This is a genomic window from Spirosoma luteolum, assembly GCF_054778875.1.
Genome location: NZ_BAAGZE010000001.1, coordinates 310,452 through 326,469 on the forward strand (window position 1 = coordinate 310,452; position 16,018 = coordinate 326,469).

11 protein-coding genes are annotated in these 16,018 nt (G+C 59.2%); 4 read left to right on the forward strand and 7 right to left on the reverse strand.

Annotation, left to right across the window (positions count from 1 at the left end):
- Positions 1-96: 96 nt before the first annotated feature.
- The 5 genes from ACYVAC_RS01410 to arr all read right to left on the reverse strand — a co-directional run bounded on the left by ACYVAC_RS01410 (position 97) and on the right by arr (position 5,144).
- The gene (locus tag ACYVAC_RS01410) at positions 97-1,113 is read right to left on the reverse strand and encodes an alkaline phosphatase D family protein (protein ID WP_461095758.1); all 1,017 of its coding nucleotides are present in this window, start codon (positions 1,111-1,113) and stop codon (positions 97-99) included.
- A gap of 170 nt (positions 1,114-1,283) precedes the next feature.
- The gene (locus ACYVAC_RS01415) at positions 1,284-2,204 is read right to left on the reverse strand and encodes a helix-turn-helix domain-containing protein (protein ID WP_461095759.1); all 921 of its coding nucleotides are present in this window, start codon (positions 2,202-2,204) and stop codon (positions 1,284-1,286) included.
- An 80-nt stretch (positions 2,205-2,284) separates the two neighbouring features.
- Positions 2,285-3,163, reverse strand: a complete 879-nt coding sequence (locus ACYVAC_RS01420) for an SDR family NAD(P)-dependent oxidoreductase (protein WP_461095760.1) — start codon at positions 3,161-3,163, stop codon at positions 2,285-2,287.
- Positions 3,164-3,314: 151 nt separating this feature from the next.
- The gene (locus tag ACYVAC_RS01425; RefSeq protein WP_461095761.1) at positions 3,315-4,451 is read right to left on the reverse strand and encodes an acyltransferase family protein; all 1,137 of its coding nucleotides are present in this window, start codon (positions 4,449-4,451) and stop codon (positions 3,315-3,317) included.
- A 237-nt stretch (positions 4,452-4,688) separates the two neighbouring features.
- The gene (gene arr, locus ACYVAC_RS01430; protein WP_461095762.1) at positions 4,689-5,144 is read right to left on the reverse strand and encodes an NAD(+)--rifampin ADP-ribosyltransferase; all 456 of its coding nucleotides are present in this window, start codon (positions 5,142-5,144) and stop codon (positions 4,689-4,691) included.
- 198 nt (positions 5,145-5,342) lie between these two features.
- Here arr and ACYVAC_RS01435 point away from each other — a divergent pair, with 198 nt between their 5' ends.
- The 4 genes from ACYVAC_RS01435 (at position 5,343) to ACYVAC_RS01450 (ending at position 14,490) form a co-directional block, all read left to right on the forward strand.
- On the forward strand, positions 5,343-5,918 hold the full coding sequence (locus tag ACYVAC_RS01435) for a Crp/Fnr family transcriptional regulator (protein WP_461095763.1): 576 nt from the start codon (positions 5,343-5,345) through the stop codon (positions 5,916-5,918).
- A 177-nt stretch (positions 5,919-6,095) separates the two neighbouring features.
- A complete protein-coding gene (locus ACYVAC_RS01440) occupies positions 6,096-9,341 on the forward strand; it encodes a TonB-dependent receptor (RefSeq protein WP_461095764.1) in 3,246 nt (1,081 codons plus the stop codon).
- Positions 9,342-9,651: 310 nt separating this feature from the next.
- A complete protein-coding gene (locus ACYVAC_RS01445; RefSeq protein WP_461095765.1) occupies positions 9,652-12,876 on the forward strand; it encodes a SusC/RagA family TonB-linked outer membrane protein in 3,225 nt (1,074 codons plus the stop codon).
- A gap of 36 nt (positions 12,877-12,912) precedes the next feature.
- Positions 12,913-14,490 carry a RagB/SusD family nutrient uptake outer membrane protein gene (locus ACYVAC_RS01450; RefSeq protein WP_461095766.1) on the forward strand — a complete coding sequence of 526 codons (1,578 nt, stop codon included), beginning with the start codon at positions 12,913-12,915 and terminating at the stop codon, positions 14,488-14,490.
- 142 nt (positions 14,491-14,632) lie between these two features.
- Here the strand turns inward: ACYVAC_RS01450 and ACYVAC_RS01455 are convergent, their stop codons facing one another.
- Both ACYVAC_RS01455 and ACYVAC_RS01460 read right to left on the reverse strand, forming a co-directional pair.
- Positions 14,633-14,779, reverse strand: coding sequence for a hypothetical protein (locus ACYVAC_RS01455; RefSeq protein ID WP_461095767.1), 147 nt, complete (start codon positions 14,777-14,779; stop codon positions 14,633-14,635).
- A gap of 72 nt (positions 14,780-14,851) precedes the next feature.
- Positions 14,852-15,922: a glycosyltransferase family 4 protein gene (locus ACYVAC_RS01460; RefSeq protein WP_461095768.1), complete on the reverse strand. Its 1,071-nt coding sequence runs from the start codon at positions 15,920-15,922 to the stop codon at positions 14,852-14,854.
- Between the last annotated feature and the right edge of the window lie 96 nt (positions 15,923-16,018).

The following is a 16,018-nucleotide window of genomic DNA, read 5'->3' on the forward strand; positions in this document are numbered from 1 at the left end:
CGGTCTGCTCCAGATCAAAAACGGGGTGTTGGCGCCAGACCGGATCTGGTACCAACACCCCGTTTGCGTACGATACGGGTATGCATTCAGCAGCGCCTAGAACTGCACTGTCTGCTCAGCGTGGGTAGCCCCCTCGTCGCCGTTGATGCGCAGCGTGGCCGACAGCGGTTTGGCGTCCCAGTTGATCGTAATGAGGCCATAGTTGAGTTTGGCTACCATCTCGCCAACACGGTACGGGTTGGGTTCTTCGTGCGCTTTCGACACGTGCGTCAGGCCGCTGCTCGTGATCTCGAAGAGGTCGTAGTTCAGGCCGGGCAGGCGGGTTTTGGCAAACTCGGCAATGTGGCGGTCACCGCTAATGAGCAGCGTGCCTTTGGGTTTGGTGCGGGCCAGCAGATCGAGCAGACGCTGGCGGGCCACCGGAAAATTAGCCCACTTCTCGTAGGGATGCTGATCGGACAGAAACTGAATGCCGCAGCCGATTACGTGCACATCGGCGTCGGAGCCGGTCAGTTGCTGCTCCAGCCACTGCCACTGCGTTTCGCCGAGCATATCGCCCGTTGGATCGGGCACGTTGTCTTTGCCATTTTTCCGGAGCGGGTCGCGGAAGTAGCGGCCATCGAGCAGAATCACTTTCACGCGCTGCCCCGCCGGGCCGTAGGTATGTACCGAGTAAGCGCCCTCCTGCGTGCGCAGCGGACTGCCGGCCGGCACGTCCATAAAATCGAGCATCAGCTGCTGGCTTTCGCGCCGGCGCGGGTACTCTTTGCCGCCGTCGTTAACGCCGTAATCGTGATCGTCCCAGACGCCGATGATGGGCGTTTGCCGACGCAGCTGCTGATAAACAGGATTATTTTTCTGGCGGTTGTACTTGGCGCGTAGGGTATCCATATTCTCCGAGTCGCCATAAATGTTATCGCCGAGCCACACCCATACATCGGGTTTCTGGGCCACGATATCATCCCAGAGCGGTTGCGGGCGTTTCTGGTCGCTGCACGAGCCGAACGCAATGGTAGTGACGGATTGGGCCGGAGCCGAACGGGTGGGGCGGGTCGAGTGGCAGCCAGACAGGGCCAAACCACCGAGTACGCCGAGGGTAATCCAGAGTTTCATGACGGTTGTAAAGAGGAAACAGGCCGCAAACCTACGCGGTTTAGGCCGGCCGAGAGGCCTGTTCACAATTTGTTAATCGGCCCGACGCCCCGTGCCCCAGCCCGTGCTATCCGGCTCCCGCCCCCCCCCCAGGCGGGCCTGCACCTGCCGCATAAACGGGGTTTTGTGTATCAGCCGTTGTTGAATAACCGCCTGAAAGCCAGGGGCGAATAATCGGTTTTGTGTTTGAACAGTTTGCTGAATGACTGCGAATGCCCAAATCCCAGTTGAAAGGCTATTTCGCTGATCGATAAATCCGTTGTGAGCAGTGTTTCTTTCGCTTTTTCAATAAGTTTATTGTGAATGTGCTGCTGGGTGCTCTGCCCGGTAATAGCCCGCAGCATATCGCTCAGGTAATTGGCCGACACATTGAGTTGCGTCGACACGTACTGCACGGTAGGTAGCCCCTGCTCCTGCACACGGTGGTCGAAATAGTCGACCAACAGGCTATCCAGTCTGACCAGCAGTTCGTTGCCGGGCGCTTTTCGGGTCAGAAATTGTCGGTTGTAGAAGCGGTTGCAGTAGTTGAGCAGCAACTCGAGCTGTGACACCATAACGTCCTGGCTGAACGAGTCGATCGATGTCTTATACTCCCGTTCTATTTGCCGGAAAATAGATTCCAGCATCGCTTCTTCGTTTTCGGACAGGTGCAGCGCTTCGTTGACCGCGTAGGAAAAGTAGCCGTACTGTCTGATTCGTTTTCCCAAAGGGTAGTTCAGAATGAAATCGGCATGAAAAACCAGCCACCAGCCCGATACCTGATACGTTTCGCCGTTGGCGACCGACAGTACCTGTTTGGGGGCAGTCATGGCCAGCACGCCTTCATCAAAATCATAGTACTGCTGGCCATAGCGCAGTTTGCCGACTACGTTTTTCTTCAGGGAGATTCCGTAAAAATCGAGTACGACCTGAACTGGCTCGGTGTAGCCTGCCGGCGTCACCTGATCCATATTGATCAGACTGATCAGCGGATGCAAAGGTCCGGGCAACCGCATTAGCCTGTGCAGTTCAGATACCGACTTTACCAGCATGTGTTTTGCCGTAGTACTCATAGCGACGCTAAACGAGGGCAGGGAAACCTGGTTGCGATACGCCGATCAGGTTTCCCTAATACCATGATACGCTTTTTTCGTTAGTCGGCCTGCTCAGACACTGTTCGCCATTGCGCCCAGGTCTCCAGCCGTTTCTGATAGGTTGGTCCGATCAGGCTGAACGGCATTTTACCCAGAAAAAGCCGAAGTGGCGCAACGGGGGCATCGACCACCGTCAGGACAGCTGCTGCCGTTGCTTCGGGCCGCCCAAAGGTCATACCACCGCTGTTGGCCAGAATGGCCTCCCGCATACCGTTGTAAGCATCGTTTGGCGCACTACGACTGGCGGACACCGTTGCCCAGTCGGTAGCGTAAGCCGAGGGTTCAATCAGCGTGACGCGGATGCCGAACGGGGCTACTTCCTGCGCCAGTGATTCGCAAAGGCCCTCCACAGCCCATTTGGTGGCATGGTAAATGCTCAGGTTCGGAAAAGCCATCACCCCGCCAATACTCGATACCTGCAGAATATGACCGCTTTGCTGGCGTCGCATACCGGGCAAAACGGCCTGAATCAGCCAGAGCGATCCAAACAGGTTGGTGTCGACCTGCTGCCGGGCTTCGGCTTCCGAAATTTCTTCGACGAAGCCGAAATGCCCATACCCGGCATTATTGACCAGCACATCGATCCTGCCGAAATGCGCCAGTGCCTTGTCGACTGCTGCAAAGCAGGCATCGCGATCGTTTACGTCGAGCAGAATGGGCAGTATCGCGTCGCCGTATTGGCTGACCAGTTCCGACAGGGTTCCCTCGTCTCTGACCGTTGCAGCCACACGATCGCCCCGCTGCAAAGCCGCGTTGGCCCAGACCCGGCCAAACCCTTTCGAAGCCCCCGTGATCAACCAAATTTTCGACGCGGTCGACTCAGACGTCATCGGCGTTGGTGCGCCTTGCTCCTGTTCATTACCTGTGTAGGTCTCCATAGCTGTCATGTTTTTAGTGACAGGGCAAAGGTCCGCGTCGACGACATGACGGCTGTAGTCAGATCCGGGTAGTTTGTAGCCAGAATGAGGATTGCGGATTTCATAATCCCCGGCGACCGGCCGGCCGTACCCGCTGGCAGCCCAGTTCGCGTCAGTGGCGCTCCGGAACTTCAACGACGCGGGCGCGGCTATCAGCCCGGCGGCCTGCCCGCTGCTCCAGCCCGTCGATGAGCTTCTGCCCCAGCGCCTGCCCCGGCACTTCGACCACCCGGTACACGATACTGGCTACGCCCACGCTCACGGTTAGCACCAGCGCAAACCGGATCAGGTAATTGAGCGTACCATCGGCCACGAAGTCGACCAGTCCCAGTTTGGTCAGGCCATGCAGTACGGCGAAATGCACCAGATACAGACTGAAGCTGATGGTGCCGATGTAGTTGACAACGGGGTTGACAAACCCGACGAACCGGTACTGACTCAGCCCATAGGCCAACCCCAGAAATCCGAAGCTGAACACGAGGTAATCGGGAAACAGATACTGGTTGCCCGTGATCAGCTGGGCAAACAGCAAGCCGGTCAGCAGCAGAATCGACCGGCCCGATAGCTGGCGTATGCTTTCGTTGGCGACCACCACAAAATAGAGCAGGATACCCAGGCAGAAAACGGGCAACTGACTCGGCAGGTACATAATGAGGTAGTCGTTCCAGAGCCGGCTGTCAGTGATAAGCGGAAACGTCGTGAACAGGGCCCGTAGCCCGGCGTTCAGCAGCAGACTCATCACAAAAGCCGTAAAGGCGTCGTTCAGCTTTTTAACTTGAAAAAACAGCACGGGCAGCACCGCGTAGAACAGCATTTCGACCGCAATGGACCAGCCGCCGGGCACCACACTCGTGATCCAGTAGGGATTGAACCCGTGCAGAAACAGAACATTGGCCACGATGTTGGCGGGCGTAATATGCGTTTCGTCGCCGAGCCAGTAGCGCGGTCCCAGCCCCTCCTGAAACAGGTAATACACAATACCGAGGTAGTAGAGCGGGGCGATGCGAAAAAACCGGCGTATGTAAAAATTCCGGATGGGCTTCGCATCGGCCGATGATCGGTGCCGGAACGAGTAGAACAGCGTGAAGGCGCTGACCAGAAAAAAGAGCTGCACGCCCCGCATGCCCTGCGCAATAACCAGCTGCGGTAGCCGGGCCACACTGGTCGTTCCGTACTGATCGGTATGAATCATCAGCACACACAGAATGGCCAGCCCTCTGAGTGCGTCGATAAACGCGAGTTTTTTCATGATTTCGGTGGGTGGGCCGCCCCGACCGGTAGTTGGTAGCGACGGAACCTTGCACTAGCAAGACCGACGCAGGGGCTAAAAGTCACTACCCCGGGGACCGGTGCCACGGCTCGAATTGACCGGCTGGCACAGGTAAGTACTAAAAAACCGGGTGGGGTCCGAGCATTTGCAGTCGTTCAGCAAGTTTTTCAAACGCAAGACCAGTCAGACACCACTGGCCTTTCGCTCCTCGTTCAACTAACTGTCGGAGGCCGGCTCGTCATTGAGCGACCGTATGCCCTCCGCGTGCAGGCGGGCCAGCCCCTCGTTCATGGCCTGCACCCGGTCGGGATCGTGTCCCTGCCAGCCCACCACCTCGCCCACGACCACAAACGGGTGCTGCGACCGGTACGATCGGGTGGGATTGCCGGGAAACTTCCGATCGGTCAGATCGGGATCATCTTCGATGGGGCCGGTCGGCTCGACGAGGTAAATCCGCTCCCGGCCGTTGCCCAGTGCCAGTTCAGCGCCCCAGATAGCCGCGTCGAGGGTGGCCGTCAGAAAAATGTAGCCCGCCTTTTGCCGGGCGCCAAAGTTCGACGAATACCCGCACTCGATCCGATCGCCGACCCGCAGGTCGGCTTTGGTGCCGTGGAAGTACGTCTGGGCGAAGGGCGTGGGCGGCTGCGGCCCGGTCTGCGTGGGGTCGTTCATGAGGTCGACGGGAATGTATGCTGCAACAGGCTCCTCCAACACAGGTGGCCGGTACACAAAAGTCGGAAGAATGGTACAAGTACGCACCGTCCCTGTAAAACAGGCATCAGAAGCCTGCCGCTACCGGTACCTTTACCGACCGATCCGTTGTCTCGGCCCGTCACGGTGGTGACGAGCCGAGACAACGGATCGGTCGTTATGTTCGCTATACCCGACTTCCTCCGCCAGCAGTCCGCCGTTACATCCATGCGGGTGGCGGCTGGGCAGTTTCTCTATAAACCCACCGATGAATCGCCGTTTATTTTTCTGATCGACACGGGGGCGGTCAAGATTGGGAGCCTGGGACCCCTGGGCGAGCGGGTCACCTACGACCTGCTGCTGCCCGGCGAAACGTTTGGCAACCTCCACTACCTCGATTCCGATGGGGTCGAGTTTTTCGAATTTGCCCAGGCCGCTACGGCAGCCAGCCTGCTGGCCGTAGAGCTGGCTTACTTCCGGCACATCATCATCCACGATCCGGTTGTGGCCGAGTGGTTCAACCGGGTAGTGGTTCGGCGGTGGTGCAAGGCCGAGACGCGGCTGCTCCACATGGCTCATGCCGACACCGATACCCGGCTGCAGGCGCTCCAGCGCGCCTACAACCAGTCGATCACCGACGCTGACGGACGCGTCCACAACGCCCTGCGTCTGCTCTCCTACCAGGAAATGGCCGACCTAACCGGTACGACCCGCCAGACGGTTTCCAAAAAGCTCAACCGGCAGCCGGTCCGGTAGTATAAGCAGCCGCCATTACGCCGGTGTGGCGCTACTGTTATCGAATCGAGAAGATTTCGGGCCCAAAACGTCCGCAGATCAACGGTTTATTAAGCCTTAAAGCCATGTTAAAACTTAACACCTGGTGCGGGCCGGGAAGCGGGACTTTTGCACCCGATTTCAACAATAACCCGTTTTATGCAACACGTTTTCGATTCCTTCCTCACTCAACAACGTTCGCGCGTGCTGCTGCTGACCCTGCTCCTGCTGGGTCGGCTGTCGGCCTTCGGACAGGCTACCGACGCTACCGTGTCGGGGCTGGTCAAAGATGCGTCCGGGGCCGCTCTGCCCGGCGTTACGGTACAGATTCGCAACGAATCGACCGGGTTTAAAACCGGCACCCAAACCAAAGTCGACGGCCGGTTCATCATCCAGCAACTGCCCCTGGGCGGCCCTTACACCCTTACGTTTTCGTTTATCGGATTTGCCACCCAGACCCGCACTGGCTACCAGCTCAACCAGGGCGATCTGATTACGGTGAACGCCACCCTCTCGGAAAACGAGCAGCAGGTGCAGGAAGTGGTGGTTACGGGTACGAGCCTCAAAAACCGTGTCGACCGGCTGGGGGCCAGCACCGCCATCACGGCCGATAACCTGACCAAACTGCCCGTTTTCAACCGCAGCTTCACCAACCTGCTGGCGCTCTCGCCCCTGAGCAATGGCGGCAGCGTGGGCGGGCAGCTCGCGTCCAGCACCAACTACCTGATCGACGGGGCCAGCGCCCGAAACAACCTGACGAGTGGTGCGCTGGGCAGTGGTCCGTTTTCGCTCTCGCTCGAGGCCATCCGCGAGTTTGAGATAGTCGCCAACGAATACGACGTAACCAAGGGCCGGCAGGGTGGCGGCACGGTAAGCGCCGTGACCAAATCGGGCACCAACACCCTTACCGGCACGGCCTTTACCTACTACAACGCCAATGGGCTGTCGAGTCCGCGCGACATGCGGGGCAACGTCCGGGTGGCCGATTTCAGCCGCTTCCAGTATGGCTTCAGCCTGGGTGGCCCCATCATCAAAGACAAGCTGCATTACTTCGTGGCCCTCGACCGGCAAACGGAGTCGGCCCCGTTCTACATTGCCGATATCCGGCAGGATGCCGATGCCAACGCCCTGAACATCAGCAAGGCCGTACTCGACAGTGTGATTCAGATTGGCCGCGAGAAATACGGTCTCAGCACGGCGCAGCAGGTAGGCGAGTTTAACCGGCAAACGGTGGCCAACACCGTCTTTACGCGGTTCGACTGGCAGATCAACGCCAAAAACACGCTGACCCTGCGCAACAACTACAGCGACTGGAACAACCCCAACAGCAACAACGACAACTCGGCCATCAACCTGTTTGAGGTGTATGGCAACTTCAAATCGCGCGAAAACAGCACCCTGCTCTCGCTGCGGTCGACCATCAAACCCACGCTGGTCAACGAATTGAAAGTGCAGTACCAGTACTCGACCCGGAACTACGAAACCAACAGCCTGCTGCCCTCGGCCAACATTCCGCGCGCCATTGTCACGGTCAACTCGGTGCTGCCCAACGGCCGCAACGGCAGCACGTCGGTGCAGCTGGGCGGGCAGCGCTTTACGCCCGAACGCAACCTGGAGAAGCAGGTTCAGCTGGTGAATACGCTCTACTGGAACAAGGGCCGCTACGACTTTACGTTCGGCACCGACAACACACTGACGTACCTCGACACCTACATTTCGAACGAACAGAACGGGCGGTTTGTCTTCAACAACCTGCGCGAGTTTGCGGCTCTGAACCCGTCGCGTTATGCCCGCGAAGTGCCCATCAACGGCATTCCGTCGGTACAGCAGTACGTCCTCAACGCGTCGCTGTTCGGGCAGGTGCAGTTTAACCCCCGCCCCGATCTGGCGGTGCAGGCCGGTCTGCGCTGGGACCTGACGAGCTACCTCACCAAGGGCGATTACAACCCGGTGGTGGCGCGTGAACTGGGGCTGCGCACCGATGCCAACCCAACCGACTGGAACAACATTCAGCCCCGGCTGCAGCTGACCTGGAACGTGAAAAACCAGAACCGCGACATTATCCGGCTGGGGGGCGGGGCGTTCTCGGCCTACGTGATCAACTACGCGCAGGTCAACAACATCCAGAACAGCGGCACCAAAGTGGCCTCCATCGATGTGACACGGCCGGCCAATGCCAGCCAGCCCAATCTGGTGCCCCGCCCCGACTTTGTGGCTTATCGCAACGATCCGGGCACGGCCCCCGGCATCCCGGCCGGTGCCAGCTACGTGTCGACGATCAACCTCAACGACCCGAACTTCCAGGTGCCGACCATCTACAAAGCCAACCTGTCGTATAGCCACTTCTTCGGCGACAACGTGCGGCTGGGTGCCAACCTACTCTACGCCCGCACCGTGAATAACTACGTCTACCTCGACCGTAACCTGGTCGACCAGCCGTATTTTACGCTGAGCAACGAAGCCAACCGGGGCGTGTTTGTACCGGCCAGTTCGATTGCGCCCAACAGCGGCCAGACCAACAACGTGCTGGGTCGCAAAACGCAGGCCGTGGGCCGCACGCTGATGCTGACCAACGGTGCCAGACTGCAAACGCTCAGCTTCATTGTCGATGGTGAAATCCGGCTGCCCCGCAACGGGTCGCTGGCGTTCAGCTACACCTGGAACGATGCCCGCGACAACACCTCCTACAACGGCAACGTGGCCAACACCTCCACCTTCCGCCCCATCAAGAGCGATCCACGCAGCCTCGACGAGATCAACTACTCCGACAACCAGTTCCGGCATAAGCTTGTGGCGTACGGCTCGACGCCCTCGTTTGGCGGAGTGGTACTGAGCGTCCGGTTTACGGGCATGGGCGGCACCCGCTACTCCCTGACGGTCGACGGCGACATCAACGGCGACTTTGTGGGTGGCCCCGGTACCGATAACGATCTGGCGTTTGTGTTCGATCCGGCCAATCCGGAAGTCAGCCAGGCGGTGCGGACATCGATGCAGAAAGTGCTCGACAACCCCGACAACCGAGCGGCCGGCGCGATCCGCAACAGCCTGGGCCGCATTTTCGACCGCAACGGGGGCGAAAACCCGTTCTCGGGTACGTTCGACGTGCGGCTGGCCAAGTCGATCAAAACCTATAAAACCCAGTCGCTGGCCCTGAGCATCGACGTGTTCAATTTTGCCAACCTGCTGGGCCAGGTGCTCGACGGCGTAACGACGCGGGGGGGCGAAGCAGTCTCCCGGCGTAACTGGGGCGGCAACTATAACCTGGTCAACCAGACGCTGCTAACCCCATCGGGTTTCAACGCCACCACGCGCCAGTATAACTACCGGGTTAACGAGAACGTAGGCACCACCCAGAAACAGGGTACCCCCTACTCCGTACAGCTGGGCGCCCGGTACACGTTCTGATACGCTGCTTCGTCCGAATCGGCCAGCGGCCGGCAGCCGTCTTCACCATGCGTGGGGGCGGCTGCCGTTGTTTTCGACGATGGTTACGCCCCCCACAAGCCCCCCAATCATCCGATAGGCCAGGCAATAGACGACGCCTGACCTGCGCTGGCCCCTGTACGCATCCACTGGTCAACCTTTCCTGTCACTATTTTAATAAAATTTTAAAAAGTATCAGTATAAACAACGGTGTATTTTCTCTATAGATCCGAAAGGAAAAGTAGATAGCTAACTGATCTACAACCTATCGGTATCTAAACACCTTAACGGTATGAACAAACCCTTACCTGTATCGATCCGGCCCACCGCGGGCTGGCTTACGGGCCAGTTTCTGCTCGCCTGCTTTCTGACAGCCGGCCAGCCCGCGTTTACCGACGCCTATGCCGCCACGCCCGGTGCGTTTGCCCGTCTTCGGGCCGACCGGCCCATCGACGGACGGGTGACGGATGAGAAGAACGAAGGCATTCCGGGCGTCAGCGTTATTCTGAAAGGGACACAGCGCGGTACCGTCACCGACGCCGAGGGCCGCTACCGGCTCGAAGTGCCGGAAACCAATGCAGTGCTGGTTTTCTCCTACGTTGGCTACGTGCCGCAGGAAATTACTGTGGGATCGCAGACTGCCATTACGGTGTCGCTGAAGCCCGACAACAAGGTGCTCGATGAGATTGTCGTGATCGGGTACGGTACGGCCCGCAAGTCGGACCTGACCGGGGCGGTATCGGGCGTGAAGGAAGTCGAGCTGCTCGAGCGGCCGGCGCCGTCGCTCAACCAGCAGCTGTCGGGCCGGTTGCCGGGCGTGCAGGTCAACACCAACTCGGGGCGGCCCGGTGGCCGGACCACGGTACGGATTCGGGGCTTCAGCTCCATTAACTCCTCGAACAACCCGCTTTACGTGGTCGATGGTGTTATGCTGCCGCAAAGCACGGGCGATCAGTTTAGCAACCCGATCGACTACATCAACCCCAACGACATCACCAACGTCGAAGTGCTCAAAGACGCTTCGTCGACGGCCATTTACGGGGCGCGGGGTGCCAACGGCGTTATCCTGATTACAACCCGCAAGGGGAAAGCGGGCGAAAGCCGGGTGACCTACGACGGGCAATTCAGCGTAAACACCATCGGTCCCAACAAGCCCAAAGTACTCAATGCCAAGGAGTACCTGGCCGTTGAAGACCTGGCCTACGCCAATATCGCCAAGTATGACCCCACAGGCTGGGCAGCCGGCAAATACGCCAACCTCGACCCCATTGCCAGACGCAAATCGTTCAGCGCAGCCCACCCGGGCGTATTCGATGCCAACCTGAACCCGCTCTACGATACCGACTGGTTCAAGGAATCGGCCCAGAACAAGCTGTCGCAAAACCACCAGCTGGGCTTCAGCGGGGGTAGCGAACGCACCCAGTACTCGCTGTCGTTGAACTACCGCGACGATCAGGGGCTGATCAAAACCTCGTACATGAAACGGTATTCGGGCCGCTTCACCATCGACGATCAGGTGAAGTCGTGGCTCAAAATCGGCGGTACGCTGAACTACAACTACCAGACCGAAAACCTCGTCGACGTGAATGACGCCGTGGCGCGGCAAATTGTGGAAGACTTTCCCTTCCTGCCCGTACGCTACCCCGACACCGGTATTTTCGCCGAGAACCGCGATTATCCGCAGGCCGAGGGATCGATGAGCTCGGTACACCGCCTGATGGATCGCCGGTACATCCAGAACACGCAGACCATTCTGGGAAGCCTGTACCTCAACCTCAACCTGGCCAAAGGGCTGGAGTTTCGGTCGGTACTGGGTACCAACGTGCAGACCCAGGAAATCAACCAGTCGCAGACCCGCACACTGAACATCGGCGGCAACGGCAACGCGTCGGGCAATAACAACCGCACCAACTTCTGGTCGATTGAAAACTACCTGACCTACAACAAGCAGATCGGTACCGACCACTCGTTTACGGGACTGCTGGGTATTTCGTGGCAGGAAACCAGCCGCTTCGGCATCGGAGCATCGGTGAGTGGCTTTGCGACCGACTACTTCGGTTTCAACAACCTGGGGGCCGGGGCTACCAACCCGCAGGTGACGTCGTTTGCCGATCGGTTTGCCTTCAACTCGTACTTCGGCCGGATCAACTATGGCTTCCAGAACAAGTACCTGTTTACGCTGACGGGTCGGGCCGACGGATCGTCGAAGTTCGGCGAAAACAACAAGTTTGCCTTTTTCCCCTCGGCAGCATTGGCCTGGCGGGTGTCGGAAGAAAACTTCCTGAAGGGTAATCCGGTTGTTTCGAACCTGAAACTGCGCACCAGCTACGGGCTGACGGGTAACTCCGAAATTCCGCCTTACACCTCGCTCTCGCTGCTGAGTTCGAACTATGCCACGGTCTATGGCGACACGCGGGCGGGTGGTACGGGTATCAGCCGGCTGGCCAACCCCGATCTGCGCTGGGAAAAAACGGCTCAGACCGATGTGGGCGTTGAACTGGGCCTGTTTAAGGGCCGGGTAAACCTCGAAGCCGACTACTACTACCGCCTGACTACCGACATGCTGCTCGATGCACCGGTCCCCCAGTCAAGCGGCTACGCCACCATCCGGCGCAACGTGGGCTCGATGCAGAACCAGGGCTTCGAGTTTTCAGTCAACACGGTCAACGTGAATCGGGGCAAATTTACCTGGAACACCACCTTCAACATCTCGCTGAACCGCAACAAGGTACTCTCGCTGGCAACGCCTTCGGATATCTTCAACGTGGGCGGGCCCAACTTCACCAACCCGACCAACGTGATCCGGGTGGGCGAACCCGTCGGCTCGTTCTACGGCCTGACGCGCCTGGGTACCTGGAGTGAGGCCGAGCGCGAAGAAGCCGCCCGCTTTACGAGCTACCGCAACGGACTGACGATTCTGCCCGGCGACATCAAGTACCTCGACGTGAACGGCGACCGCGCCATCACCGACGCCGACCGCAGCATTATTGGCAATGGCAGCCCGAAAGGCTGGGGTGCGCTGACAAACAACTTCCGCTTCGGCAACTTCGATGCCACCTTCGAGATGCAGTATATGTACGGCAACAAGGTGATGCTGATGAACCTGCACTCCAGCGAAGACCGGCAGGCGCTGGCCAACAGCTACACCTCGGTGCTGATGGCCTGGACACCCTCCAACCAGAACACGCCTATCGCCGAAGTGCGTGATACCCGGGCGGGCTACGTAACCAACGTCGATAGCCACTGGATCAAAAACGGCTCATTCCTGCGCGGTCGTAACCTGCTGCTGGGCTACACCTTCCCGGCCGAAATCACCAACCGGCTGAAGATGAACCGGCTCCGGCTTTACGCATCGGCTCAGAACTTCTTCCTGCTGGTCGACGACCCCATCGTTGGCGATCCCGAAGTAACGCCCACCAACCAGGGCACGGGCAACAGCGCCTTCTCGCAGGGCATGATCTGGCACAACTACCCCAAACCAACCACGTATCTGCTGGGCATTCAGATTGGCCTGTAAGCCGTTCCGGATACGCACAAGACCGCTTTACTTCGTATGCTGCATACTCACGTCAAACACATCAGCCGGGCGCTGCTCGTTGGCTTTGCCCTGGCTACCTTTACGGGCTGCAAAAGCTTCCTGGATGAACAGGCCCCGTCTAACCTGAGTCCGAATACTTTCTACACGTTGCCCGACCACGCTGAAGCCGGCATTGCCGCTACTTACGCCAGTCTGCGGTTCATGGGCGACGGAGCAGGGATTTTCTCCAACAACTGGCAGTTGCTGGAAGCCCTGACCGGTACCTCGACCACCGAGACCGCCCAGAACTCCGACCTCAACAACCTCTACGGGCTGGTGCACGACGGCAATACCATCCACGTCGTGAACTACTGGAACGGGCTGTACCGGATAATCGCCAACGCCAACCTGGTGCTCGACCGGACGCCGGGCATCCCGCAGATGAACGCCGACCAGAAAGCCCGGATCCTGGGCGAAGCCCGGTTCCTGCGGGCTTCGGCTTACTTCACCGCGGTGCAGCTATGGGGTGATATCCCGTTGGTAACAAGACCAATTCTCAATCCGCAGGAAGTACCGGCCGATGTATTCATGCCGGGTCGTACGTCGAAGGAAGATGTTTACAAGCTTATCGTCGACGATCTGGTAGCGGCCGAAGCGGCCGGCCTGCCCTGGACCAACATCACGGGCCGGGTCAATCAGGCTGCCGTGAAAACGCAGCTGGCCAAGGTGTATCTGACCATGGCCGGTTTCCCGCTCAGCAAGGGTGCCTCGCACTATAAACTGGCTGCCGACAAAGCGTTTGAGGTGATCACCTACGCCAACGCCAACCCCGCGTCGATTGCCCTCTTCCCGACCTACGACGACGTACACCGGGAAAGCAACAAAAACCGGCTGGAGCACCTGTTCATGATTCAGTACAACACGTCGGTGGCCGGCAACCCCATGGACAACTTCTACCCCAACTTCAAGCCCGTTACCTACAACGGGCCGGGTGGTACGGGTAGCTCGGTACCAACGCCGTCGTTCTACACGTCCTACGAAACCGGCGACCTGCGGGCCAAAGATCAGGTGGGGTACTTCTACACCACCTACTACACCAACGGCAACGGTGCGCCGTTCAGCCTGGGCGCCCCCTACGTGTTCAAGCACTTCAACCGCACCGCCAACGGTACGTCGGGCGTAGCCGGTACACGGCAGAACAACCTAAACGTGCCCCAGATACGGTATGCCGAAACGCTGCTGATCTACGCCGAAGCGCAGAACGAAGTGGGTGGTCCTACCCAGGCCGCTTACAACGCCATGAAGCAGATTCGCGACCGGGCCACGCTGACGACGCCCGCCCTGGGCAGCTTCACGCAGGCGACCTTCCGCGATGCGGTGCTGCGCGAGCGCTGGCACGAGCTCTGCTACGAGCAGATCACCTGGTTCGACATGGTTCGGCTCCGGAAGGTGTATAACGACAAAACCAATGGTTTCGACGCCTTCGTTGGACACATCAACCCTAGCTCGAACCGTCCGCTGCAGGAGAAGCACCTGCTGCTGCCCATTCCGCGGCAGGAGTTGCTGAACAACCCGAACCTGAAAACGCAGAACCCGGGCTATCCCGGCGCCTAAGTCGTTGCGCAGGGGCGCACCTTTGCGTCCCTGCGTCAGCAGGCTTCGTATCAGTCAAAAGCGAAAAGCCGCCTTCACCATGCGTGAGGGCGGCTTTTCTGGTCTTGGTCGGCAGGCAAACGTGCCGGCTTCAGACCGGTGCTTACTTCTTCTTTGCCTTCGGCGACAGGTCGAGTGGCGAGATACTCGTTTCGTTCTGCTCATACTTGGGCACCTTCGGGCCACTGCCTTTGGGCGCTTTGGTTGCTACCTTCTTGGTGTTCTTGTTCTTCTTCTCCTCGTGGGCCATGATGGTTGCTTTAGGGTAGAACACCCCCCAGCCCAAATCGCTTTAAATTAAATCTGGCCGCCCCCGGCCGGCCTAGCCCAGCAGGCTGTCATACACCGCCAGATACTGACGGGCGCTGACCGCCCAAGTAAAGCGGGCTGCCTGCGCCCGCCGGGCCGCAACTTGGTCAGCGGCTTGAAAATCGGGACGGGCCTGCCGAAATACGGCCTGAACGGTATCCGGTTCCTCATCGGCAAAATACGCGGCCGCCCTGCCCCCGATTTCGGGCAGGGCGGTGTGGCGCGAGAGAAAAACAGGTTTTCCCAACTGCATGGCTTCGACCACGGGCAACCCGAACCCTTCGGCCAGCGAGGGGTGCAGCAGCGCCTGGCAGTGGTGCAGATACCAGCTCTTGTCGGCTTCGGATACGGGGCCGGGCAGGTGCAGCCGATCGCTTACGCCCAGCGCCTGTGCCGTGCCCCGCAGCTGCGCTACATAATCGGGGTCGTCGGGGCGGCCCACCAGCACCAGCGACAGGTCGGGGTTATCGGCCAGCAGGGGCAGCAATACGTGGAAATTTTTCTTGCGGTTCAGGTAGCCAATGCCCAGCACAAACGGGCCCGGGGGCGCCCCCGCGGGAGGCATAGCCGGCGGGGCAGCCACGGCCCCGGCACCGTTGTAGATCACCTGCACCGGCTTGTTGCCCGTATCGCAATGGGTCAGCACATCGGAACGGGTGAAGGCCGAGATGCACACGATGGCATCGCTCTGGTCGATCAGGGCCTGCGTATGGGCCAGACTCCGCTGCTGGTCGGCCGGCGATTTACCTTCGTGCAGTACGTTGAGATCATGCACGGTCAGCACGACGTTCAGGTTTGGGTACCGGCGCTTGTCGGGCAGTAACCGGCCCGACTGAAAGGGCGCGTGCCACACCCGACAGTCGCGCAGAAAGGGCTGCATCAGCCGGTGCCATCGGCGCTCGGGCAGGTGGTGCGGCTCGGCCGGCAGGCGCAGTTTCCGGCGGGGTGGCAGGTACATCAGCAACGGATCGCGGCCCGCAGCCCGCAGCTCAGTATTGAGGTGTTCGCCCAGATTCAGGCAGTACGTATATAAACCCGAGAAGGGGTGTTTCATCAACTCACAATCGAGGATCAGCTGCGCCATTATACTGCTTGGAGCCAGCACGAGCAGGCCAGCTCCTTTTTTTTAACGGTTTTACCGGGGAATACTGGTATTTTTCTGATAAACTATAATCAAAAC